Annotated in this window: 14 protein-coding genes; 9 read left to right on the top strand and 5 right to left on the bottom strand. The window is 71.5% G+C overall.

The window, feature by feature from the left end:
* The first annotated feature begins 286 nt into the window (after positions 1-286).
* The 4 genes from NQO67_RS13410 to leuS all read left to right on the top strand — a co-directional run bounded on the left by NQO67_RS13410 (position 287) and on the right by leuS (position 8,700).
* Complete coding sequence (locus NQO67_RS13410) at positions 287-1,840, top strand: CehA/McbA family metallohydrolase (RefSeq protein ID WP_255950136.1); 1,554 nt, start codon at positions 287-289, stop codon at positions 1,838-1,840.
* A gap of 514 nt (positions 1,841-2,354) precedes the next feature.
* Positions 2,355-5,312, top strand: coding sequence for an SARP-family global regulator AfsR (afsR, locus tag NQO67_RS13405; protein ID WP_255950135.1), 2,958 nt, complete (start codon positions 2,355-2,357; stop codon positions 5,310-5,312).
* Positions 5,313-5,522: 210 nt separating this feature from the next.
* The gene (locus tag NQO67_RS13400) at positions 5,523-5,882 is read left to right on the top strand and encodes a hypothetical protein (protein ID WP_255950134.1); all 360 of its coding nucleotides are present in this window, start codon (positions 5,523-5,525) and stop codon (positions 5,880-5,882) included.
* 352 nt (positions 5,883-6,234) lie between these two features.
* Complete coding sequence (gene leuS / locus NQO67_RS13395; RefSeq protein WP_255950133.1) at positions 6,235-8,700, top strand: leucine--tRNA ligase; 2,466 nt, start codon at positions 6,235-6,237, stop codon at positions 8,698-8,700.
* Between the two features lie 139 nt (positions 8,701-8,839).
* Here the strand turns inward: leuS and NQO67_RS13390 are convergent, their stop codons facing one another.
* Entirely contained in the window at positions 8,840-9,502 is a 663-nt protein-coding gene (locus NQO67_RS13390; RefSeq protein WP_255950132.1) for a GNAT family N-acetyltransferase, read from the bottom strand.
* 247 nt (positions 9,503-9,749) lie between these two features.
* Between NQO67_RS13390 and NQO67_RS13385 the strand changes: the two genes are divergently transcribed.
* The 3 genes from NQO67_RS13385 to NQO67_RS13375 all read left to right on the top strand — a co-directional run bounded on the left by NQO67_RS13385 (position 9,750) and on the right by NQO67_RS13375 (position 12,272).
* Positions 9,750-10,175: a MarR family winged helix-turn-helix transcriptional regulator gene (locus NQO67_RS13385; RefSeq protein ID WP_255950383.1), complete on the top strand. Its 426-nt coding sequence runs from the start codon at positions 9,750-9,752 to the stop codon at positions 10,173-10,175.
* A gap of 83 nt (positions 10,176-10,258) precedes the next feature.
* Positions 10,259-11,650: an MFS transporter gene (locus NQO67_RS13380; RefSeq protein WP_374118989.1), complete on the top strand. Its 1,392-nt coding sequence runs from the start codon at positions 10,259-10,261 to the stop codon at positions 11,648-11,650.
* 61 nt (positions 11,651-11,711) lie between these two features.
* Positions 11,712-12,272: a cysteine hydrolase family protein gene (locus tag NQO67_RS13375; protein WP_255950131.1), complete on the top strand. Its 561-nt coding sequence runs from the start codon at positions 11,712-11,714 to the stop codon at positions 12,270-12,272.
* An 84-nt stretch (positions 12,273-12,356) separates the two neighbouring features.
* On the opposite strand, the gene NQO67_RS13370 is transcribed toward NQO67_RS13375, so the two are convergent.
* Positions 12,357-13,010, bottom strand: coding sequence for a LuxR C-terminal-related transcriptional regulator (locus NQO67_RS13370; protein ID WP_255950381.1), 654 nt, complete (start codon positions 13,008-13,010; stop codon positions 12,357-12,359).
* A gap of 236 nt (positions 13,011-13,246) precedes the next feature.
* Entirely contained in the window at positions 13,247-14,491 is a 1,245-nt protein-coding gene (locus NQO67_RS13365; protein WP_255950130.1) for a sensor histidine kinase, read from the bottom strand.
* Positions 14,492-14,727: 236 nt separating this feature from the next.
* Here NQO67_RS13365 and NQO67_RS13360 point away from each other — a divergent pair, with 236 nt between their 5' ends.
* The gene (locus NQO67_RS13360; protein WP_255950129.1) at positions 14,728-16,725 is read left to right on the top strand and encodes a serine hydrolase domain-containing protein; all 1,998 of its coding nucleotides are present in this window, start codon (positions 14,728-14,730) and stop codon (positions 16,723-16,725) included.
* Between the two features lie 406 nt (positions 16,726-17,131).
* A complete protein-coding gene (locus tag NQO67_RS13355; RefSeq protein WP_255950128.1) occupies positions 17,132-18,631 on the top strand; it encodes an alkaline phosphatase family protein in 1,500 nt (499 codons plus the stop codon).
* A gap of 139 nt (positions 18,632-18,770) precedes the next feature.
* Here the strand turns inward: NQO67_RS13355 and NQO67_RS13350 are convergent, their stop codons facing one another.
* Positions 18,771-19,793 carry an SCO1860 family LAETG-anchored protein gene (locus tag NQO67_RS13350; protein WP_255950127.1) on the bottom strand — a complete coding sequence of 341 codons (1,023 nt, stop codon included), beginning with the start codon at positions 19,791-19,793 and terminating at the stop codon, positions 18,771-18,773.
* A 244-nt stretch (positions 19,794-20,037) separates the two neighbouring features.
* Positions 20,038-23,307 carry a tetratricopeptide repeat protein gene (locus tag NQO67_RS13345; protein ID WP_255950126.1) on the bottom strand — a complete coding sequence of 1,090 codons (3,270 nt, stop codon included), beginning with the start codon at positions 23,305-23,307 and terminating at the stop codon, positions 20,038-20,040.
* Positions 23,308-23,330 lie beyond the last annotated feature (23 nt).

Raw genomic sequence — 23,330 nt, 5'->3', positions numbered from 1 at the left:
GCAACTCCGTGCTCACCCGCAACTCCTGTGCTCACCCTGTTCTGACGTGTCGGCCGGGAGGCCCGTTGCACGACTGGCCATAACGTTCTGCATGCGAAGACGTGGAGACGCGTGGAGATTCAGCGAGCGCCGGACATGGGGGACCCGGGGGCGGGAACCCCACGCGCCCCACATGCACCCGTCGTTTCCCTTCCCTTCCACGGAAGTTCGCGGCTGAATACGAGGGTTGGCCAGAGCCACCACCCCACGCCGTACCCAGCGCGAACGACCTCCAGGGGGCACCGCAATGTGTCAGGAACACGCCCGCCGTGACGCCGGCCACCCCGGCAGGGGCTCCGGCCTCGCCAGACGCACGCTGATCAGCACCTCGGCCGCCGCCGCCCTAACCTTGGGCACCGTGAGCTTCGCACGCGCCGCCGACGGTGCCGCCCCGGCCTCCGGCCAGGAGACGAGGACGGTCAAGGGCACCCTCCCGCCGGGCGCGCCCGACTTCGTCTACCTCCCCGTCGAGGTCCCGTCCGGCGTGCACGAGATCCACGTCGCCTACACCTACGAGAAGCCGTCCGTGCCGGCCGGCACCCAGGGCAACGCCCTCGACATCGGGATCTTCGACGAACGCGGCACCGCGCTCGGCGGCGCCGGCTTCCGCGGCTGGTCCGGCGGCGCCCGCACCGAGTTCTTCGTCCGCGCCGACGAGGCCACCCCCGGCTACCTCGCCGGCGCGATCCATCCCGGCACCTGGAACGTCGTCCTCGGCCCGTACACGGTCGCCCCCGACGGGCTGCCGTACGAGGTGACCGTCACCCTCACCTACGGCGAGCAGGGCGAGACGCCCGAGCCGACCTATCCACCGGAGCGCGCGAAGGGCCGCGGTCGCGCCTGGTACCGCGGCGACTGCCACCTGCACAGCTGGTACTCGGACGGCAAGCGCACCCCGGCCGAGATCGCCGCGCTGGCCCGCGAGGCGGGTCTGGACTTCATGCACACGTCGGACCACAACACGAACTCCTCGCACCCGTTCTGGGCCGACCAGGCCGGCGACGACCTGCTGATCCTGATCGGCGAGGAGATCACCACCCGCAACGGCCACGTGCTCGCGCTCGCCCCCGAGCCCGGCACGTTCATCGACTGGCGCTACCGGGCCCGTGACAACCGCTTCGGCACCTTCGCCCGCGAGATCCGCCGGCGCGGCGGCCTCGTGGTGCCCGCCCACCCGCACGGCACCTGCCTCGGCTGCTTCTGGAAGTTCGGCTTCGACGAGGCGGACGCGGTCGAGGTCTGGAACGGCCCGTACACGCCCGACGACGAGGTCTCGCTCGCGGAGTGGGACAACACCCTGGTCGCCGGGGTGCGCACCGGACGGCGCAGCTGGCTGCCGGCGATGGGCAACAGCGACGCGCACCGCGACCCGGACGTGGTCGGCCTGCCGCAGACGGTGGTGCTCGCGGACGACCTGTCCCGCGAGGCGATCCTCGCCGGCATCCGCGCCGGACGGAGCTATGTCGCCGAGTCGTCGGCGGTGCAGGTGGCGTTCACGGCGTCCGGTGGCCGCGGGGAGCACGCCGGCATCGGCGAACGGCTGGGCGCGGACGACAAGACCCCGGTCACCGCCCGCCTGGAGGTCAAGGGCGCACCGGGTTGCACCACCCACATCGTCACCGACCAGGGCACCCTCTTCACCGGACCCGCGCTGCCGGAGAGCGGCGAGGGCACGATCGAGTGGCACACCACGCCCTCGTACGCGGCGTACGTCCGTGCGGAGGTCCGCCATCCGGCGACCGTGCCGGGCCTGCCGGGCGCGCTCGCGGCGTTCACGAACCCGATCTTCCTGGGAGCCTGACCCGGCCGCGTACCGCAGCCGCAAGCACGGCCGTGAACACGGCCGCAACCACGACCGGCCGAACGGGTTGTGGGCGCCGACACAGGGGGCGCTCACAACCCGTTCGCGCGCCCCCCGACCCCCTTCGGCGTCACAGCGTCGTCTCGCTGGCCCCGCAGCTCGCATCCCGCCCCCACCCCCGCCGACGGTGCACCTCCACGGGGCGATCGTGCGCCCCCACCGCGGCCGCACGCCCCCGATAACCCATCGCCCCCGGTTGCTCACCACGGGTAACATCGGGAGGCCACATCAGCGGACCCGTCCCATGGCAACCGCCCCGGGTGTCCCACGCGTCCCAGGATCCATAATTCGCCCCACGGCCCCACCCCAGCGAAAAGGCCGTACTACCGGTCATCGTGGCGAGAACACATCTCCACGTGCGAGGACCCTGTGAGAGCTCATCCAGCAGAGCTGACGCGTTGCCATGGACAAGGCAAACTGGCGGAGGCGATCGAGACCCGTGCAGGGAGCGGCCATGACCGGTGAAGGGCCCCTAGCGGAGCAGGACCGTCCGCCCGTGGAAGCCAACTCCACGGAGACGGTGCTGCACTTCGGCGTGCTCGGTCCCGTACGCGCCTCACGCGCCGGGGCGGCCCTTCCCATGGGCTCGCCGCTGCAACGCGCCCTGCTCGCCGCGCTCCTGCTGCGAGACGGCCGCACGGCCACCGCGGGAGAGCTGATCGACGCCCTGTGGGGCGAGATCGCGCCGTCCCAGGCGCTGGCCGCGGTGCGCACCTACGCGTCCCGGCTGCGCAAGACGCTCGGCCCCGGCGTGCTGCGCAGCGAGTCGGGCGGGTACGCGATCCGGATAACCGAGCACGCGCTGGACGTCTCGCAGGCCGAGGAGTTGTGGGCGAAGGCCCAGAAGTACCGCACCGCCGGCCGCGCCAACCGCGTACGCGAGCTGATCAACGAGGCGCTGGCGCTGTGGGACGGCGAGCCGCTGGCCGGCGTGCCCGGGCCGTTCGCCGAGACCCAGCGGACCCGCCTGGAGGAGTGGCGGCTGCAACTGCTGGAGACCCGCCTGGAGACGGACCTGGAGCAGGGCCGGCACGCCGAGGTGGTCTCCGAGCTGACCGCGCTCACCGCGGCGCACCCGCTGCGCGAACGGCTGCGCGAGCTGCTGATGCTGGCGCTGTACCGCAGCGGCCGGCAGGCCGAGGCCTTGGCCGTCTACGCGGACACCCGCCGGCTGCTCGCCGATGAGCTGGGCGTCGACCCGCGGTCCGCCCTGAAGGACCTCCAGCAGCGCATCCTGGCCGCCGACCCGGGCCTGAGCCTGCCGGCGACCCCGGCCGCCGAGCTGCTCGTGCCGCAGGTGCGCCCCGCGCAGTTGCCCGCCACGGTCCCGGACTTCACCGGCCGCCAGGGATCCGTGCAGGAGCTGTCGAAGGTGCTCTCCTCGGCCGGCGGACGCGTCATGGCGGTCTCCGCTGTGGCCGGCATCGGCGGCGTCGGCAAAACCACGCTCGCGGTGCACGTGGCGCACGCGGTGCGCAGCGCCTTCCCCGACGGCCAGCTCTACGTGGACCTCCAGGGCACCAGCGCGCGCCCGGCCGAGCCCGAGGCGGTGCTCCGCTCCTTCCTGCGCTCCCTGGGCACCGCCGACACGGCGATCCCCGACACCCTCGACGAACGCGCCGCGCTGTACCGCTCGGTGCTCGACGACCGCCGGGTCCTGGTGCTGCTGGACAACGCCCATGACGCGGCCCAGGTGCGCCCGCTGCTGCCCGGCACCGAGAACTGCGCGGCCCTGATCACCTCCCGGGTGCGCATGGTCGACCTGGCCGGCGCGCACCTCGTCGACCTGGACGTGATGTCCCCCGAGGAGGCACTCCAGCTCTTCACCAGGGTCGTCGGCGTCGAGCGTGTCACCGCCGAACGCAAGGCCGCCCTGGACGTGGTGGCGGCCTGCGGCTTCCTGCCGCTGGCGATCCGCATCGCCGCCTCCCGCCTGGCGGCCCGCCGCACCTGGACGGTCGCCCTGCTCGCCACCAAGCTCGCCGACGAGCGCCGCCGGCTGGACGAGCTCCAGGCCGGCGACCTCGCCGTCAAGGCCACCTTCGAGCTGGGCTACGGCCAGCTGGAGCCCGCGCAGGCGCGCGCGTTCCGCCTGCTGGGCCTCGCCGACGGCCCCGACATCTCGCTGGCCGCAGCGGCGGCCCTGCTCGACCTGCCCGCGCCCCGCACGGAGGACCTCCTGGAGGTCCTGGTCGACACCTCTCTGGTGGAATCCGCAGCGCCGGGCCGCTACCGCTTCCACGACCTCGTACGGCTCTACGCGCGTTCCTGCGCCGAGCGCGACGAGCAGCCGGCGGACCGGGACGCGGCACTCGCCCGGCTGCTGGACTTCTACCTGGCCACCGCCGCGGGCGTGTACGCCATCGAGCGACCGGGCGACCGGCTCGTGGAGCACCTGGAGCCCACCGAGTATCCGGGGCTCGCCTTCCCGGACCGGGACACCGGACTCGACTGGCTGTTCACCGAGTCGGACCCGCTGCTCGCCTGCATCCAGCAGTGCGCCACCGGACCCTTGCTGCGGCGGGCCACCGACCTCCTGATGGCCGCGATGGACCTCGCGGAGTCCGGAGCGAACTCCCGGCGGTACCAGGCGGTGGCCGCCAGCGTCAGCGAGGCGGCACGCGCCGCCGGGAACCTCCTGACAGAAGGCCGGGCCCGGACGTTCCTGGCCCTGGTCCACAGCATGAGCGGGCACTTCCAGGAGGCCGACGACGAGGCCGTCCTCGCCCTGAAGGCCGGATCCGCCGCCGGGGACCCGCTGGTCATGTCCATGATTCCGAACATCCACGGCCTCATCGCCTATTACGAGCATCGTTACGACGACGCGAAGGAACATCTCCAGGAGGCCGTCGAGGCGTTCCGGAACGATCGCAACCTCCCCGGCGAGGCGAGCGCCGTGTGCAATCTCTCCCGGATCCACCTCGCCATGGGTGAGACCGAGACCGCGGTCGGCCTGGCCTCGCAGGGCATGCGGATCTACGAGAGCGTGGGCGCCACCTTCCGGCTGGCCAACGCCAAGTACGCCCTCGGGATCGTCCTGGTCGCGGCACAGCGGCCCGACGAGGCGATGCAGCACTTCACGGCCGCGCTCGACACGTTCCGCGAGACCCGCCAACGCCTGTGGGAAGGCATGGCCCACTTCCGCCTCGCGGAAGCCCATCTGGCGGCGCAGCGGCCCGCGCGCGCGGCGGAGCACGCGGAACAGGCGCTGGGACTGCGCGGCCTGGGCGGCGAGTGGCGCCGCGGGATGATGCTCACCGTTTTGGGCAAGGCTCTGATGGGGATCGGTCAGAGGGTGCGTGCGGAGGCCTGCTGGCGCGAGGCGCTGGCGATCTACGACAGCTACGACAAGCTCACGTCTCCGGAAGCCGCCGAAGTGCGGGCCCTGCTGGGCACGGTCACCCCCGTATAGCGGACGCGCGACGGTTCGCGGCGGAACCGTTCATCAATCGTTTATCGCCTCACGGCACCCTCTTCTGTGTCGATCCATCGCATTCGGGGGGCAGATGGGTCGCCGCGGCCTCACCGCTAAGGTGAACGGCCCGGAGCGTCCGCCCGGCGTCCTCGGGGGAGCCGCCGGGTGGACGCTTCCCGCCCCACCATTCCCAGTCCAGGAGTTGCGATGAGCGCCGACGACAAGCTCGGGCAAGAGCGGACACCGGAGGGCGAGCACAGCCCGACCCTCCAGACGAAGCAGAACGACGACGAGCCGACCGGGACACCCGTCAAGCCCTACTCCGACGTCCACATCCCCGCCCCGCCCAAGGCACTCCAGGACAGCGAGCCGGCCGGGACACCCGTCAAGCCCTACTCCGACGTCCACATCCCGGCTCCACCCAAGGCACTCCAGGACAGCGAGCCGGCCGGGACACCCGTCAAGCCCTACTCCGACGTCCACATCCCCGCCCCGCCCAAGGCACTCCAGGACAGCGAGCCGGAGAAGCCCAGCGACGAGTACGTGAGCGGCGAGGGCGGCGCGTAGAGCGGCACGACCGGGGGGAAGCGACAGCCGCGGTGGCGCGGAGGGGGAGCCATCGCGGCTGTCGCATGTCCGCCGTGCGGTGCGCCGCGAGCCGGCGCACCCGCGGGGGTCGCCGCCCTGCGCCGCGGGCACGGTATTTCCGCGCAATATCGCCAGAATATCGGGCTCCGTATTTCCGGAACGCCGCGTACGATATGTCCGGGACCGAATCGGAGGCCCGGAAATTCCAGACCTTGAACCAGGCGTCAAACCAGACATTAAAATCGTTCTTTTCCGGCCCGCCCATGTGATATAATGCCCATTCATTGCCATCGAAAGAATCAGCCCGGATTAAGTTCACCCTAGGAAACCCATGACCGAGGTCACCCCGCCGCCGTCCTTCGATCCTCGTGCGATCGAAGCGCACTGGCAGAACGTCTGGCGCGAAGAGCGTTCGTGGGAGGTCTCCAACTCCCACGCTGCCGACAAGAGGGCGTACGTCCTTGAGATGTTGCCCTACACCAGCGGGGAGCCGCATGTTGGACATCTCAAGAACTACGCGGTCGGAGACGCCGTAGCGCATTTCCTGCGGCGCCAGGGATATTACGTTCTGCATCCGATGGGTTTCGACGCCTTCGGGCTGCCGGCAGAGAATCACGCGATTCGCACGAACAAGCACCCCCGGCTGTCCACGGACGAGTCGATCGCTTCCTTCCGCGAGCAGTTCAAGCAGTGGGGCATTTCGATCGACTGGTCCCGCGAGGTCAGCACGCACCAGCCGGAGTACTACCGCTGGACCCAGTGGATCTTCCTGCAGCTGTACAAGCACGGCCTGGCCTACCGGAAGCGCTCCGCGGTCAACTGGTGCCCCCAGGACGCCACCGTGCTGGCGAACGAGCAGGTCGTCGACGGCCACTGCGAGCGCTGCGGCACCCTGGTCGAGCTGAAGCAGCTGGAGCAGTGGTTCTTCAAGATCACTGACTACGCCGACCGGCTGCTGCGCGACCTGGACGGCCTGGACTGGCCCGAGCACGTCAAGACGATGCAGCGTGCCTGGATCGGCCGCTCCGAGGGCGCCGGGGTCACCTTCCGGATCGCCGAGCCGGCCCAGGAGGTGCGGGTCTTCACCACCCGCCCGGACACCCTGTTCGGCGTCACCTTCCTGGCCATCTCGCCGGAGCACCCGGACCTGGACAAGCTGACCGAGGGCACCGAGCAGGAGGCCGCGGTCCGGGAGTACGTGAACGCCGCGCGCCGCGCCGGCCACGCCGAGCGGGGCAACGAGGACCGCCCGAAGACCGGCGTCCTGACCGGCCGTCACGCGATCCACCCGCTGAGCGGGCAGGAGATCCCGATCGTCGTCGCCGACTACGTGCTCATGGAGTACGGCACCGGCGCGGTCATGGGCGTCCCGGCCCACGACGAGCGCGACTTCCAGCTGGCCGAGGTCATGGGCCTGCCCATCCGGTCGGTGATCGCGCTGGCCGACGGCAGCGAGCCCGAGCTGCCCTTCAGCGGCCACGGCAGCGCGGTGAACTCCGGCGACTTCGACGGCAGGCCCAGCCGCGAGGCCGCCGCCGGCATCACCGAGCGGCTGGCCGAGACCGACCAGGGCGAGGCCGTCGTCAGCTACAAGCTGCGCGACTGGCTGCTGTCCCGGCAGCGCTACTGGGGCTGCCCCATCCCGATGGTCTACTGCGACGACTGCGGCCTGGTCCCGGTGCCCGAGGACCAGCTGCCGGTGCGCCTGCCGGACATCGAGGACTACGCCCCCAAGGGCAAGTCCCCGCTGGCCGCCGCGGAGGACTGGGTGCGCACCGAGTGCCCGCAGTGCGGTGGCGCGGCCCGCCGCGAGACCGACACCATGGACACGTTCGTCGACTCGTCCTGGTACTACATGCGCTACTGCGACCCGAAGAACGACACGGCGCCGTGGAGCCAGGAGGCGATGCAGGCCTGGATGCCCGTCGACCAGTACATCGGCGGCGTGGAGCACGCGATCCTGCACCTGCTGTACGCGCGTTTTCTGGTCAAGGCGCTGGCCGACTTCGGTCATCTGCCGGTGCAGGAGCCGTTCGCGAAGCTCTTCACCCAGGGCATGATCACCAAAGACGGCGCCAAGATGTCCAAGTCCAAGGGGAACGTGGTCTCCCCCCGGACGATCATCGAGGAGTTCGGCTCCGACACCGCACGCTGCTACGTGCTGTTCATGGGCCCGCCCGACCAGGGCGCCGACTGGTCCGACGAGGGCATGGGGGGCGTGCACCGCTTCTTCAGGCGGCTGTGGCGCTACACCGACGAGATCACCGGGACCGACGCCGAGGTGATCGGCAAGGCCGAGGACCCCGAGCGTGACCTGGCGCTGCGCCGCGCCACCGCCCGGGCCACGGTCAAGGTCACCGAGGACATGTCGGGCAAGTACGCGTTCAACACGGCCATCGCCGCCCTGATGTCGCTGTCGAACGATTGCAGCAAGGCACTCCAGGACGGCATCCGCCGGGACACCGCCGTCGAGGCCGTCAGCACCCTGGCCTCGCTGCTGCTGCCCTTCGCTCCGCACCTGTCCAGCGAGGTCTACTTCCGGCTCACCGGCAAGCAGGTCTGGAAGGAGCCGTGGCCCGTTGCGGACACCTCGCTGCTCCAGGTGTCGACGATCGAGCTGATCGTCCAGGTGAACGCGAAGACGCGGGGCCGCATCAGCGTGCCGGCCGACGCCTCCGAGGACGTCGTCCGGGAGACGGTCGCCGGGACCGACCTGGTCCAGCGTGAGGTCGGCGATCGCGCGATCAAGCGGATCATCGTCGTCCCCGGCCGTCTGGTGAACGTGGTCGTGGGCTGACGCCCTCGGCCTCCCCTTGCGCCCAAGGGCACACACCTTGTGCTCTTGGGCCCGCACGGCGCGCTCTTGGGGCACGCGAAGCGTGCATGAAAGGGGCGCGGGGAACTGCGCGCCCAGCCACGGGTGACCCTGCGGGTCGTCACCGGGCGGGAGGGGCTGTTTCCGTCGTGTCCGGACCACCGGCCGGTGGTGGGTTGCTCGCGCAGTTCCCCGCGCCCCTTTCAGGGGGCACCGTGGACCGAAGGTCCAGCATGTGAAAAACCTTGTCGTAGCGGCGTTCGCCGAAGGCGACGAAGCGCGGCAGCCGCCCGTACTCGACGAACCCGAGCGACCGGTACAACCGCAGAGCGACGTCGTTGTCCCCGCGGGCGTCCAGCGTGAGCACCTCCACGCCCGCCCGCCGCGCATCGTCGACGAGGGCGGCGACCAGCAGCCGTCCGACCCCACGGCCGTGGGCCGCCGCGTCGACCGCGACCTTCTCCAGGTCGGCGTGCGGACGGTGCGTGGGGCGGTCGTAGCGCAGCCAGTACCCCAGGCCGACGAGCCGCGGTCCGAGATAGGCGGCGCGCAGCGCACCGTCGCCGGCCCGCGCCGCGGCCAGCACCCGTTCGAGCAGGTCCGCCACCTCCGCACGCTCCGGCGGATCCACCCAGCCGAGCGCGGCGCCCGCGTCGACCAGGCCGGCGAGGATCCGGTGCGCCGCCGCGGCGAAGCCCGCTGTACGGCCCGGGTCGGACATCAGCTGTCCCGCGTCGAGCAGCGCGAGTTCACCGCCCCCGCCAGCGGGCAGGTCCGCTTCCATCGGCACACCTCCTGGGCTGCGGCCGGAGTTCCGGGAACCCGCAGCCTAGTCACCCGCATGTGGCCCATGAATCCCGCAACCTTCCCGCACGCCTATTTACACAGGGCAGCCTGCACAGTCTCACCTTTACAGATCAGACTGAAGAAAATAGCGTGGGGCCATGGACGAGAGCACTGGGGCAGGGACCAAGGGCGCCGGTACGGGCACCGGGACCCGGACCGGGACCGGGACCGGCGGTTCGCAGGTCCTGGCCGCGTCGGCGGTTCAGGCGGCGCGGGACCTGCGGGTGGTGCTGGGCCGGCTGCGGCGGCGGCTGCGGGAGACGTGGGACCCCGAGGGGCTGACCCCTTCGCAGACGTCCGCGTTGAGCAGGCTGCAACGCGGCGGGCCGGCGTCGACCAGCGATCTCGCGGCGGCCGAGCGGGTCCGCCCGCAGTCGATGGCGTACACCCTGGCCGGACTCGACGAACGCGGGCTGATCCGGCGGGACCCCGATCCGGATGACGGCCGCCGGCTGCTGGTCTCGCTCACCGACGCCGGTCTGGCCTTCCTCGACGACAAGCGGCGGACGGGCGAGGAGTGGCTGGCCGGCTGCCTGCACGCCGACTACACCGAGGAGGAGCGGCGCAGGATCCTGGACGCGCTGGCGTTGCTGGAGAGGCTCACGCCGTGACGGCGGAGTCCCCGAAGGCATCGAAGGCCGCGCGCCGGCCGGGTGGCCCCGGGGCGGCCTTCGACCGCCGGCTGCTGCCCCCGATGATGCTGGGCTCGGTACTGAACCCGGTGAACTCCTCGATCATCTCGGTGTCCCTGGTACCGATCGGCGCGGCGTTCGGGGCGCCGCCGGACCAGACGGCCTGGCTGATCTCGGCGCTGTACCTGGCCACCTCCATCGGCCAGCCGGTGGTGGGGCGGCTGATCGACCTGCACGGCCCGCGCAGGCTGTTCCTGGCCGGGTCGGCCATGACCGGCGTGGCGGGTGTCGTCGGCCTGCTCGCGCCGAACCTGGGAGTGCTCATCGCGGCCCGGGTCCTCCTCGGGTTCGGTACCTGCGCCGGCTATCCGGCCGCGATGTACCTGATACGCGGCGAGGCCCGGCGCACCGGCGAGGACAGTCCGCAGGGGGTGCTGACGGCGCTCGCGGTGGCTAACCAGACCATCGCCGTGATCGGCCCGTCCCTCGGCGGACTGCTCATCGGCCTGGGCGGCTGGCGCACCACCCTGGCGGTGAACATTCCGCTGGCGGTGGCCGGACTGGTACTCGGCGCCCGACGGTTGCCCAGGACGGTGCCGTCCCCCGCGGCGTCCTCGTCCGAGCCCGCCGGGGCGAGGGGCGCCGCCGGGCTGGACCTGCCGGGGATGGTGCTCTTCGCCGGGACGCTGATCGCGCTGCTGCTGTTCCTGATGGAGCCGGGGGCCGACCACTGGTACCTGCTCCTGCTGACCGTGCTGCTCGCGGGCGGTTTCACGGTGCGTGAGCTGCGGGTCGCCGAGCCCTTCATCGACCTGCGGCTGCTACGCGGCAACCTGCCCCTGGTCACGACCTACCTGCGCGCCCTGTTCGCCTACGTCGTCTCGTACGCCTTCCTGTACGGCTACACGCAGTGGATGGAGGAAGGCCGGGGCCTGACCGCCTCGCAGGCCGGGCTCGCCCAGTTGCCGCTGTTCGCGACGGCGATCGCCGTGTCGACCGTCACCGGGCGCCGCGCGGAGGTCCGCGGCAAGCTGCTGGTGGGGGCCGTCTGCCAGGTGCTGGCCTGCGGAGGCCTGTTGTTCCTGCGCGACGACAGCGCCGCCTGGATGCTGCTGGCGCTCGCCCTGCTCGTCGGCATACCCCAGGGGTTGAACAGCCTGGCCCTCCAGAACAGCGTGTACCACCAGGCACAGGCCGAGCGGATGGGCTCCTCCGCTGGGCTGCTGCGCACCTTCGGCTACCTGGGCGCCATCGTCGCCTCAGCGGCGAACGGCGCCTTCCTGTCCGGGCGGGCCGACACCGGCGGGCTGCACCACCTGGCGTGGTTCATGGTCGCGATCGCCGCGCTGTTCCTGGTGACGACCGTGGCCGACCGCTCGCTGTCCCGGATCGGCGCCGCCCCGGCCACCCCGCCCGCGGCGCCCCCACCGACCACCGACGCACCTGCTTCGTGAGAAACCACCGTCCACCGTTTCCGTTGAGAATCCCCCTCTTCAGTTAGGCAGAACCGCACCCATGACCGTGAACGGCAACACCGCCCTGCTCGTGATGGACGTCCAGAACGGCATCGTGAACCGCGTCCAGGACCCGTCCTACCTGCCACGTCTCACCGGCGCCGTCGACGCGGCCCGGGCCGCCGGCGTCCCCGTCCTCTACGTGGTGATCGGGTTCCGCGCCGACCACGCGGACATCAGCGAGCGGAACCAGTCCTTCGCCGCGCTGCCGCCGGGGGTGTTCACGCCCGACGACCCCGGGGCCGCGGTCCACGCCGACGTCGCGCCCCGTGCCGGCGATCTGACGATCACCAAGAAGCGGGTGAGTGCGTTCGCCGGCAGCGACCTGGAGCTGGTGCTGCGCTCCCGGAACATCGACCACCTGGTGCTGACCGGCATCGCGACGAGCGGCGTCGTGCTGTCCACCCTCCGCCAGGCCGCCGACCTCGACTACCGGCTCACCGTCCTGTCGGACGGCTGCCACGACACCGACCCGGAGGTGCACCGGGTCCTCGTCGAGAAGGTGTTCCCGCGCCAGTCGCAGGTCACGACGGTCGAGGAGTGGACCAAGTCCCTGGGGTGACCCCTCGGCAGGGGCGCCCCGTCAGAGGGCGCCCCTTTCCGGGGCGAGGCGGGGCGCCCGTACGGCGCAGACCAGTCCTACGGCTCACTTCGCGTCGCTGAGGAACGCGAGCACCGCCAGCACCCGCCGGTTGTTGTCGTCCGACACCGCGAGGTCCAGCTTCGTGAAGATGTTGGACGTGTGCTTGATCACCGCACGCTCGGTGATGACGAGCCGCTCCGCGATCGCCGCGTTGGAGCGCCCTTCGGCCATCTCGGCCAGCACCTCGCGCTCCCGCGGCGTGAGCCGGCCCAGCTTGCCCTCGTGGCTGGCGTCCTTCGCGAACAGCTTGCCGACGACGTCGGGGTCCATGGCGGTGCCGCCCGCCGCGACACGACGGACGGCCTCCACGAACTGGTCCGGATCGAAGACCCGGTCCTTGAGCAGGTATCCGATGCCTCCGGTGCCGTCCGCGAGCAACTCGCGCGCGTAGAGCTGCTCCACGTACTGGGAGAGCACCAGCACCGGAAGGCCCGGCACCTGGCGTCGGGCCTCCAGGGCCGCCTGGAGGCCCTCGTCGGTGAAGGTGGGCGGCAGTCGCACGTCCACGACCGCCACGTCCGGCTTCTCCTCGACGAGGGCCCGCAGCAGCGCCGGGCCGTTGTCGACCGCTGCGACGATCTGGAAGTCGTAGGCCTCCAGCAGACGGACCAGACCGTCGCGCAGCAGGAACAGGTCTTCGGCCAGGACGGCTCGCAGGGGCTTTGCCTGGGCGTCATCCGAGGGCGTAGCGGTCATGGTGCTCAGCGTAGGCCCGGACGGTGACCGGCACGTCACCCGAACGCCACAGTCGGCACACGGCCAAGTCCCGTCGCGTCCCGCCCTGTTCACCTCCCCGGCGACCACGACCGTCCCCCTACACGCCGAACTGGGGCCTCCCGGAAGGGAAAGCCCCAGCTCACGCCCTACGTCGTGCAGGGTTCACGCGTCCTCGGTCAGGACAGTGCGCACGGCAGCTCCATCGTCAGGGTGGTCGGCCCGCCCACCGGGCTGGTCACGGCGAGCAGTCCGTCGAAGGTGGCGAGCCGGCGCTCGATGCCCCGCAGTCCGGTGCCGCGCGAGGCGTCGGCGCCGCCCTGGCCGTTGTCGCTGACCTGGGCCCGCAGCCGGCCGTCCTCGTGCCACAGGTCCACCGCGACCTGCTGGGCGTTCGCGTGCTTGGCACAGTTGGTGAGGGCCTCGGAGATCGCGAAGTACATGGCGGACTCGACGGGGGCGTCGGGGCGGCCGGGCAGGTCGGCCTTGACGGTGACGTCCAGCGGGCTGTCCATGGCCAGGGCACGCACGGCGTCGGCGAGGCCGCGGTCGGCGAGCACCGGCGGGTGGATGCCGCGGATCAGGTCGCGCAGCTCGTTCAGCGCGGTCGCGGAGGCCTTGCGGGTGTCGGCGAGGATCGCGGCGACCGCCTCGGGGTCCTTCTTCAGCAGCTGCTCGGCCACGCCCAGGTTCATGCCCAGGGCGACCAGCCGGGCCTGGGCACCGTCGTGCAGGTCGCGCTCGATGCGGCGCAGTTCGGCGGCGGAGGTGTTGACGGCGTCGCTGCGGGTCTCGGCGAGGTGCTTCATCCGGCGCGAGGTGTCGGTGGGGCCGAGCAGCGCCTGGGCGAGCGCGGCGTGCGTCCGCAGCGCCCAGGGGGCGATGCCGAAGCCGGCGATCAGGGTGGGGACACCGAGGGCGGCGGCGATCCAGGCGGAGCTGGAGTCGTCCACGTGGACCCAGTAGTACCAGGTGTTTCCGCCGGCCGAGACGATGTCGTCGTACAGCTGCGGCTGGAGCAGGCCGAAGACGCCCGAGGCGACCAGGGCCAGCGGCAGCAGCGTCAGGAAGGCGCCGACGGTCGGGTTGACCAGCGACCAGGCCAGGTCCCGCCAGGTCGCCGGGTCGGTGATCACCCACTGGGTGCGCTGCCACCAGCCCTTGATCCCGGGCGCCTCCTCGGGCCGGGGCAGGTAGGGGTCCTCGATCCTGACCTTGGACCACTTTCCGGCCAGCCGGCGGGTGACCCCGATCGTGCCGCGCAGCGCGACGGCCGCTGCGACCACCAGGTAGACGCCGATGCCGGCGCCGACCAGCGTGATCGCGGTGGTGAGGAGGCAGAAGAAGAACGCCTCCGCCAGGGCCAGACCGGTCAGCGGAATGCCGCGGCCGACGGAACGAACGTGGTAGCCGATGGTGCTCATGATCGAATTCCCCCTGTCATACGGCTGGTCGCCGTAGCTCGGCTCGTTGCCGCGTCGTCCGCGGCGCTTCCGCCGCGTGCCCTGCGACCCGTTGCCGCCTGGTGTGAAGAAGTCTGCCGGGTGGCGCGCCCCGTATCACGGGACACTCGTCCCCTCCTTGGGGGTGTAGTCAGGTGCACCATGGACGCCACCCAGGTCCATGGATACGTCGTCGTGACGGTTCTTGAATGAAGGACATGACGACACAGGATGTGGTGAAGAAGCTGACTCGGGATGCGGCGAACGCGCCGATCCGGGACGTGACGGGCAAGCAGACGGACGGTGCGGCGCGCCAGCGGCTCGTGCTGACGGTCCTGGTGGCCCTGCTCCTCGCCGTGGCCGGCGTGGTGGCGGCACCGGTGGCCCCGGCCTGCGCCGCCAGCGCCAGCGGCACCACGGATGACCTGGCCGCCCTGCTGGACAAGGTGGTGACCCGGCAGCTCGCCGACGACCACATCCCCGGCGCGTCCGTCGTCCTGGTGAAGGACGGCCACCAGGTGTTCGCGAAGGGCTACGGCCTGGCGGACGTGGCACGCGGCACCAAGGTGGACGCGGACCGCACCGCCTTCTACATGGCCTCCGACGCCAAGGTCTTCACCGCGGTCGCCGTCCTCCAGCAGGTCGAGGCGGGCCGGCTGAAGCTGGACACCGACGTCAACCACTACCTGACCACCTTCAAGATCAAGGACAGCTATCCCGGCCACCCGGTGACGGTGCGGAACCTGCTCACCCACACCGCGGGCTTCGACAACGACATCTTCGGCCGGTCGAGCACCGCACCGCTGGGCACGGACGCGCTCGGCAAGGACCTCGCCGCCCACCAGCCGCGCCGGGTACGCCCGCCGGGCACGGTCGCCTCGTACGACAATTACGCGGTCGCGCTCGCCGGTTACCTGGTCGAGACGGTGACCCGCACCCCGTTCCCCGGCTATGTGCAGCGGCACATCCTCGCCCCGCTCCACATGGACCGCACCACGTTCACCGAGCCCGAGCCGCGCGACATGGACGCCACGGTGGCCGTCGGCTACCGCCCCGACGGCTCCGGCCAGGTCTCCGAGACCGGCCAGTACGGGGCGTGGACGCCGACCGGCGCCGGTGCGCTCACCACCGTCACCGACATGGGCAAGCTGATGAACGCGCTGCTCGCGGGCGGCGGCGAGGTGCTGAGCGAGAAGTCCGTGCAGGAGATGGGCAAGCGCCAGTTCGGCAACGACCCGCGGCTGCCCGGCATCGGCTTCATCCTGGAGCAGCGTGACCGGGACGGCCACCGGATGCTGGTCAAGGACGGCGACCTGCCCGGCTTCCACGGCAACATGGCGCTGCTGCCCGACCGCCACCTCGGCGTCTACGTCTCCTACAACGGCGACGGCACGGACGGCTCCGCCTCCTACGCGGGCCAGGAGCTGGTGAACGAACTCGCCGACCACCTCGCCGCGCCCGTCGAGAACAAGTCCCGGTCCACCGCCGACGCCGGCGCCTACGCCGGTGACTACCGCTCGACCCGGACCAGCACCTCCGACCTGACCAGGGCCGCAGCGCTCACCAGCTCGGTGCACGTGAGCGCGGGTGCGGGCGGCACGCTCACCACCACCGGCCTGTCCCGCGACCCGGAGACCGGCGAGCAGCACTGGGACCAGATCAAGCCCGGCGTCTTCCAGGAGCACGGCGGCCAGGACCGGATCGCCTTCCGCGACCACGACGGCATGCAGCTCACCGTCGCCTCCGACCCGACCGTCGCCTACGACCGGCTGCCCTGGTACGCCTCGCCGACGCTGCACCAGTACGTGCTGCTGGGCACCCTCGTCCTGCTGCTGGTGACGGTGCTGGTGCTGCCGGTGCTGGCGCTGGTGCGGCGCCGCCGGGGCGCCGCCTCGCCGCTGGGTGCGCGGGTCGCCCGGGTGCTGTGCTGGTCCACGGGTGCGCTGCTGGTCGCCGCCACCGTCTGCTTCATGATGCTGGCCGCCGACTCCAACGCGCTCAACCGCAGCATCCTGGTGGACGACTCGCCGCTGCTGACGGCGGTGCCCGCACTGACGAACGTGGCGCTCGGGCTGACCGGGGCGATGCTGCTGTGCACCGTGCTCGCCTGGCAGCGCCGCTGGTGGCGGCTGGCCGGCCGGGTGCACTACACGCTCAGCGCCCTGTCGGCGGCCGCGTTCCTCGCGGTCTGCGCCTCGTACCAGCTGGTGGTGTGATGGGCCGGCGCCCGACGGTCCACCGCCGGGGGTCCGGGCCGCGTCGCACGGCACGCGGTCGCCGCCGGACGGCACACCACCCCCGGACGGCGCGCGACCCGACGGCGCGCGGACCCTCGTACGGACCATGCCGACTCCTCCCCCCACGGCCTTCTCACGCACGATCCGGCGGGAACGGTTCCGCCGGAGCGGATCCCCCGGGCCCCGGTGCCGGTCACGGCGCCGGGGCTCTCGCATGCCCGATCGGCGCATGCCCCAAGTCGTCGTCGCGGGCGCCCTCGTGACCCCGCGTGGTCCCGCACCGTTCACGAACCGGCCCCCGCCGCACCCTGGCCATCCGGCGCACCCCCGCGAAAGGATCACGTTGCCGAAGCAGGCGGTAGGTCGGGAGAGTGGAGGGACGGGTATGGCACACGAGTCGTCCGGAGGCGTCACTCGGCGCAGATTCCTCGGCAGGGCGGGCTCGGTGGCCGCGGGTGCTGCGGCGAGCCTGAGCCTGTTGCCGGGCTCCTTGCAGCAGGCGCTCGCGGCGCAGCCGGAGCCGCTGCGGTCGCTGGACCAGATCGAGCACTTCATCTTCCTGATGCAGGAGAACCGGTCCTTCGACCACTATTTCGGCACGCTGCCCGGCGTGGCCGGCTTCGACGACCCGCACGCGATGCGGCTGCCGAACGGCGACTCGGTGTTCAGGCAGCCCGACGCGGTTCACCCGGACGGGTACGTCCTCCCGTTCCGCCTGGACACCACGAAGACGTCCTCCGCAGCCGTGCCCACCACGACGCACGCCTGGGCGCCGCAGCACCGGTCGTTCAACGACGGGAAGATGGACACCTGGATGCCGGCGCACCGGGCCGCCGACGGTGATGTGGTGGGCCCGCTCGCGATGGGCTACTACACGCGCGAGGACCTGCCGTTCCACTACGCGCTCGCGGACGCCTTCACGGTCTGCGACCGCTACTTCTGCTCGGTGTTCGGGCCGACGCACCCGAACCGGCTGATGGCGATCAGCGGCACCATCGACCCGGACGGCGGGCACGGCGGCCCGGTCGTGAACAACGCGTTCTCGCCGGACGCGCCCTTCACCTGGACCACCTATCCGGAGCGGCTCCAGGCGGCCGGCGTCGACTGGAAGTACTACACGGCCAATCCGCTGGACACGGACCTCGGCTGGTTCAAGCAGTTCCGCGAGGCGAAGCCCGGCTCGGAGCTGTACGTGCGCGGCATGACCTCGCACCACCCGGACGACTTCGCCGACGACGTGGCGAACGACCGGCTGCCGTCGGTGGTCTGGCTCGACTCGCAGTACCTGCCCGCGGTCTTCGGGCTCCCGGAGGCCAACGAGCACGCGCCCGCGCTGCCGGCCGCCGGCGCCGAGTACATCTACAACGCGCTGGAGGCGCTGGCTTCCCGCCCCGACGTCTGGGCCAAGTCCGTCGTCATCATCAGCTACGACGAGAACGACGGCTTCTTCGATCATGTCGCCCCGCCCACCCCGCCGCCCGGCACCCCCGGCGAGTGGGTCACCGCCCCGCTGCCCGCCGACGCCGCCGGGATCGCCGGTCCCACCGGCCTCGGCTACCGGGTGCCGGCTCTGGTCATCTCCCCGTTCAGCCGGGGCGGTTGGGTGTGCAGCGACACCTTCGACCACACGTCGCTGATCCGGATCCTGGAGCGGCGCTTCGGCGTCCGCGAGCCCAACATCAGTGCGTGGCGGCGTCGTACGGTGGGCGATCTGACGTCGGCCCTGCGGCTCGGCCATCCGAACCCGTCCTTCCCGAGGCTTCCGGACCCGGGTCCGCTCTACGAGAAGGAGCTGGAGGAGGTGGCGACGCTGCCGTCTCCGACGGTGCCGACGGTGCAGTCGATGCCGCACCAGGAACGGGGGCATCGCCCGCACACGCCGTGAGGCCACCGGCCGGCGCGTGATCCGGATACGTGCCTCGGTACGCGCCTCGGGCGCCGACCGCCTGTGCGGCCGGCGCCCGAGGGGTGGCCCGCGCTTCACTGCCGGGGAGGACGCAGCGAGTCGCGAGGCCGGTGACGGGTCACGCGTCCGCTGACGCGCCCGCCTTCTTCCGGCGGCTCATGTAGACGGCGCCGGCGCCCGCGACGAGCAGGACGGCCGCGCCACCGGCGAGGTACGGGGTGGTGGAGCTGCCACCGGTCTCGGCCAGGTCGCCGCCGGAACCGGTCTGGGTCTTGGTGCCGCCGTCGGCGCCGGCCGTGCTGCCCGCCGTGTCACCGCCGCCCGACGTGCCACCGCTGGAGGACCCGCCCGACGAGGAGCCACCGGACGACGAGCCACCGGAGGTGCCGCCGTCACCGCCGCCCGGCGTCGCGCAGCTGGCCTTGACCAGCGTCAGGCCACCGGTGACCTCGGCCACGTTGAGGTTGCCCGGGTTGACGTGGACGGTGAGCTGGAGGGCGGTCGACGCGGCCGTGGTGGACGTCTTGACCGTCTTGGCGAGGTCCAGGGTGACGTCGCCGACGCCGTCGACCTTCACGGTGGTGGTGCCGCCCGCGCGGATCGCGACCTTCTTGCCGAGGACGGTGACGTCGCCGACGAAGTTCGTGCCCGCGGTGGGGGCCTGGCCCTTGGCGCAGGTCGCCTTGGAGGTGACCGCGTCGACCTGGACGAGGCCGAGCGCCGGCAGACCGGGCAGGTGCACCGTGGCCTTGGTCAGGTTGGCGTAGCCCTCGGACTTCGTCTGGTCCGTGGTCGCCTTGGCGGTGGCCACGTCGGCACGCAGGATGCTGAACGGCCGGCCCTTGTCGACGCCGTCGAGCGTGGCCGTCAGCAGCGTCTTGTCCTTGTTCGCGGGCGCGTGCACCTCGTTGAGGGCGACGCTCAGCGGAACATCGACCTTCTTGTTGGCGAGCGAGACGTCGAGGCCGGTCTTGAGGACGACCGCGTCGGCGCTGCCGCTGGAGCCGCTGGACGCCGGCGTCGCGCTGGCCGTCGACGCCGTTCCGAGAGCCAGCGTGCCCGCGGCGAGCGCCACGGCGGCGCCGATGGCGGCCGAACGCCGCAGGGATGCGGGGAGGTGGGAAGTGGGTGTGTTGCGCAAGATGAAAAACCCCTCGATTGCATGGAGGTGAAGGAGGCACAGGTGTCGCCGTGAGTGAGGGTGGGGACAGGGCGACTGCTGTGCGGTCCTAGCAGTGTCATATTTGCGCACTGAGAGTCAACTCAGGTGTACAGACGGCTGATTCACTCTAACGAGTGGATTTGCTGGTGGACTATGCCAAACGACTGTGCAGATACGCCCGTGTCCGCTACGGGTTCGGTATGCATCCGTCCTGTCGTTCGACTCACGCAGCGGTGACGGCCTCCTCCAACCGTCGCCGAATCTGGCTGAGTTTCGACGCATCCACGGGGAGCCAGCGAGGCAGTCCGGCCAGGTCGGACAGGGCCGCCCGGATGCGGGCCGCGCCGGGCCGGGCGGCGATGAACGCCGCCATCCGGGAGGCGGCCTCGTCCCACTCCTCACGTGCGCAGTGCATGACCGCCAGGTTGCCCAGGGCATGGACGCTGCGCTCGGGATCCTCGGATGCCGTTGCGGCGGTACCGATCTCGAAGGCACGGGCCCAGGCGTCGGCCTCTTCCGGCCGGCCGAGGTGCCGCAATGCCATGGCGATGTGGAAGTGGCACCATTCCTCGTCGGGGTCGAGGGCCAGGGAACGCCGGAAGTCCGCCAGAGCTTCGTCGTGCCGACCCATCGACTGGTACATCTCCCCGCGCTGCGCGATCGCCCAGTCGTCCTCGAGGTCGGCCACGATCCTGGTGGAGAGGTCGGCGACGGCCTCCTCGTACCGGCCCATCAGGCCGTATATCTCGGCCCGTTCACCGAGTGCCCAGATGAACTCCGGCTCGACCTCGAGAGCCCGGGTGACGTCTGCCAACGCCTCCTCGTAGCGGCCGAGGGACCGGTAGGCCTGCCCTCGGCTGACCAGCGCCCAGGCGTACTCCGGATCGACCTCGAGAGCCCGGTCGAAATCGGCCAGCGCCTCCTCGTACCGCTCCATCAACCGGTACGTCTCCGCCCGCTGGGCAAGGCACCAGGCGTAGCCCGGGTCGACCTCAAGAGTCCGGTCGAAGTCGGCCAGCGCCTCGTCATACCGCTCCAGCGACCGGTACACCCGCCCCCGCTGTCCAAGAGCCCAGATGTAGTCGGGTTTGATCTCAAGAGACCGGCTGCAATCCGCCAGCGCCTCCTCGTACCGCTCCATCAACCGGTACGTCTCCGCCCGCTGTCCAAGAGCCCAGACGTAGTCGGGATTGATCTCGAGAGCCCGGTCGAAGTCGGCCAACGCGGCCTCGTACCGCTCCATCTGGCGGTGCAGTTGGCCACGGCTGCCCAGCGCCCACTCGTACTCCGGATCGACCTCGAGGGCCCGGTTGAAATCGGCCAGCGCCTCCTCGTACCGCTCCATCAACCGGTACGTCTCCGCCCGCTCCCCGAGAATCCAGTTGTGCTCCGGTTCGTTGTCGAGGATCCGATCGAGCTCGGCCAGGGCCTGATCGTTCCGGTTCAAGGACCGCAGGGCCATGGCACGCTGCGTATCCGCCCACACGTCCTGCGGGTCGATCTCCAGGGCCCGGGTGAAGTCCGCCAGGGCCTCGGCGTAGCGGTTGAGGTGATACTGGGAGTAACCGCGAAACCTCAGCGCCATGTCGTCGTCCGGATCGTGCTCGATGGCACGGTCGAAGTGGCTGACGGCCTCCTCGTGCCTCCCCATCAGCCGGTAGGTCTCACCGCGGCCGAAGTGCACCCGGGCCAGGTCGGGGTCGAGCGTCAGCGCCGACGTGTAGTCCGCGAGCGCGTCGTCGTACCGGGTCGCGAACCGGTGTTCGCGGGCCCGTACCGCGTACCCCAGCGCCCGCCCCGCGGGTTCGAGTTCGGGCGCGGCGATGAGGTGGGTCAGGGCCGTGACGAGGCCGGAGCCCTTGGTGTCGGCGGCGGCCTCGAGGCGACGGCCCCAGTCGGCGACGGTCGTGGCGCCGGTGTCCTGCCCGGCCCGCGCCACGATCTGCGCCCACCGGCGCAGGGTGTCGGCTCCGGCGTCGCAGGCGTCCACCAGGTCCAGCAGGGCCGCGGGCAGGGCGCCGCGCGGGTCGGCGCACAGCCGGTGGTAGGTCTCGTTCCGCCGGTGGGTCTGCCAGTCGGCGTCGTTCCAGTACAGGTCCCGGTCGTCGGTGGACAGGGCGTCCTCCACCGTGCGGCGCCGCTGCCCGTGGGCGTCCGCGAGGCGGGTGTGCTGCTCGCGCCAGCGGTCCGGGGACTGGGTGCGCTGGAGGCGCAGCATCGCCGTGCGCACGTACTCGTGGTAGCGGCAGCGGCCCGCCTGACCGGTGACGAACGGCAGGCCGCGCAGCCAGGCGTACTGGTCGGCGGTGGCGTCGGGCACGGCGGCGCGGTGGATGTCCTCGTCCAGTTGCAGCGGCAGTGCACAGGCCAGGGCCGCGGCGTGCCGCTCCGGGTCGTCGACCCATTTCAGGAAGCGTTCCACCGCGGTGTCGGACGGGTCGCCGACCTCGTCAGCGTGCTGCGGGCGGGCCTGGGCGAGGAGGTCGACCAGGACCGGCAACCGGCCCGTCAGCGTCAGGATCAGGTCGACGACCTGCTCGTCGGTGACGCCGCGGGACGCCAGCAGCCGGCGCGCCTCGTCCTCGGTGAAGACGTCCAGCGGCACGTCGGTGACGAGGTCCAGGTGGTCGCCCCAGCAGCGGGCGTCGAGGGGGCCCTGCCCGGAGAGCACGGCGACCACGTTCACGGGCAGGGCGCCGTACTCCTCGCCGATCAGCATCTCGCTCAGCCAGTCGTTGAGTACCGGGCCGGTGCGCTCGAAGACGTCGAAGAACAGCACCAGCCACCGCCGGCGCTCCGCCGCCTCGGCCAGGTCCTTCAGGAACGCGGGGGTCAGGACCTGGACGGGTGACAGCACCAGTTGGACGTCGTCGTGGTTGCGCAGCCGCGTGTTCAGCAGGGCCCGTAGCCGGTCGGTGCCCTGCGCGACCTTCTGCGGGTCCATCCGGCCGGCGAACGCCCCCACGCCGGGCAGCATCCCCAGGCCGACGAGCCCGGCCTGGGCCAGGATCGTGCTGGACGCGGACGCCGGGGCCGACGCCGGGGCGGCCTGGGCCCCGGCTGGCTGTCCGGTGCCGCCGTCCACCGCCGCGGTGGCGGGGGCCCCGTGCCCGAGCGCGGCGTCCGCCTCGTGCCGGCGCTGGCGGTAGGTCGCCAGCAGCTTGTCGAAGGTCTTGAGCGGCACGCCCTGCCGGTCGAGCTGGGCGCTGATCGCCTCCATCGCGTCCAGGACGCTGTGCACGTCGTCGTCCACGTACGTGGTGACCGCCTCCAGCCGGCGTGCCACCGACTCCCACTGCCGCACCAGCGACGTCTTGCCGACGCCGGCGTTGCCCCGCACGTGGAAGAGGTACTGGAAGGCGTCGTCGCCCGGGTCCCGGGCCAGGTTGTCCCGGAACTGCCCCAGCTCGTGGCTCCGTCCGACGAAGCCGCCCTGACGCCGCCGCCGGTTCAACTCCTGACGCGACGGCCGCGGCGTCCGCTCTCCCGGCATCTGCGTCCCTCCCCTGATCGTGC

Origin of the sequence: Streptomyces odontomachi (genome assembly GCF_024435355.1) — a bacterium.
GTDB lineage: Bacteria > Actinomycetota > Actinomycetes > Streptomycetales > Streptomycetaceae > Streptomyces > Streptomyces odontomachi.
The sequence above is the reverse complement of the archived record's forward strand: the minus strand, read 5'-3'. Positions and strand labels throughout refer to the sequence as shown.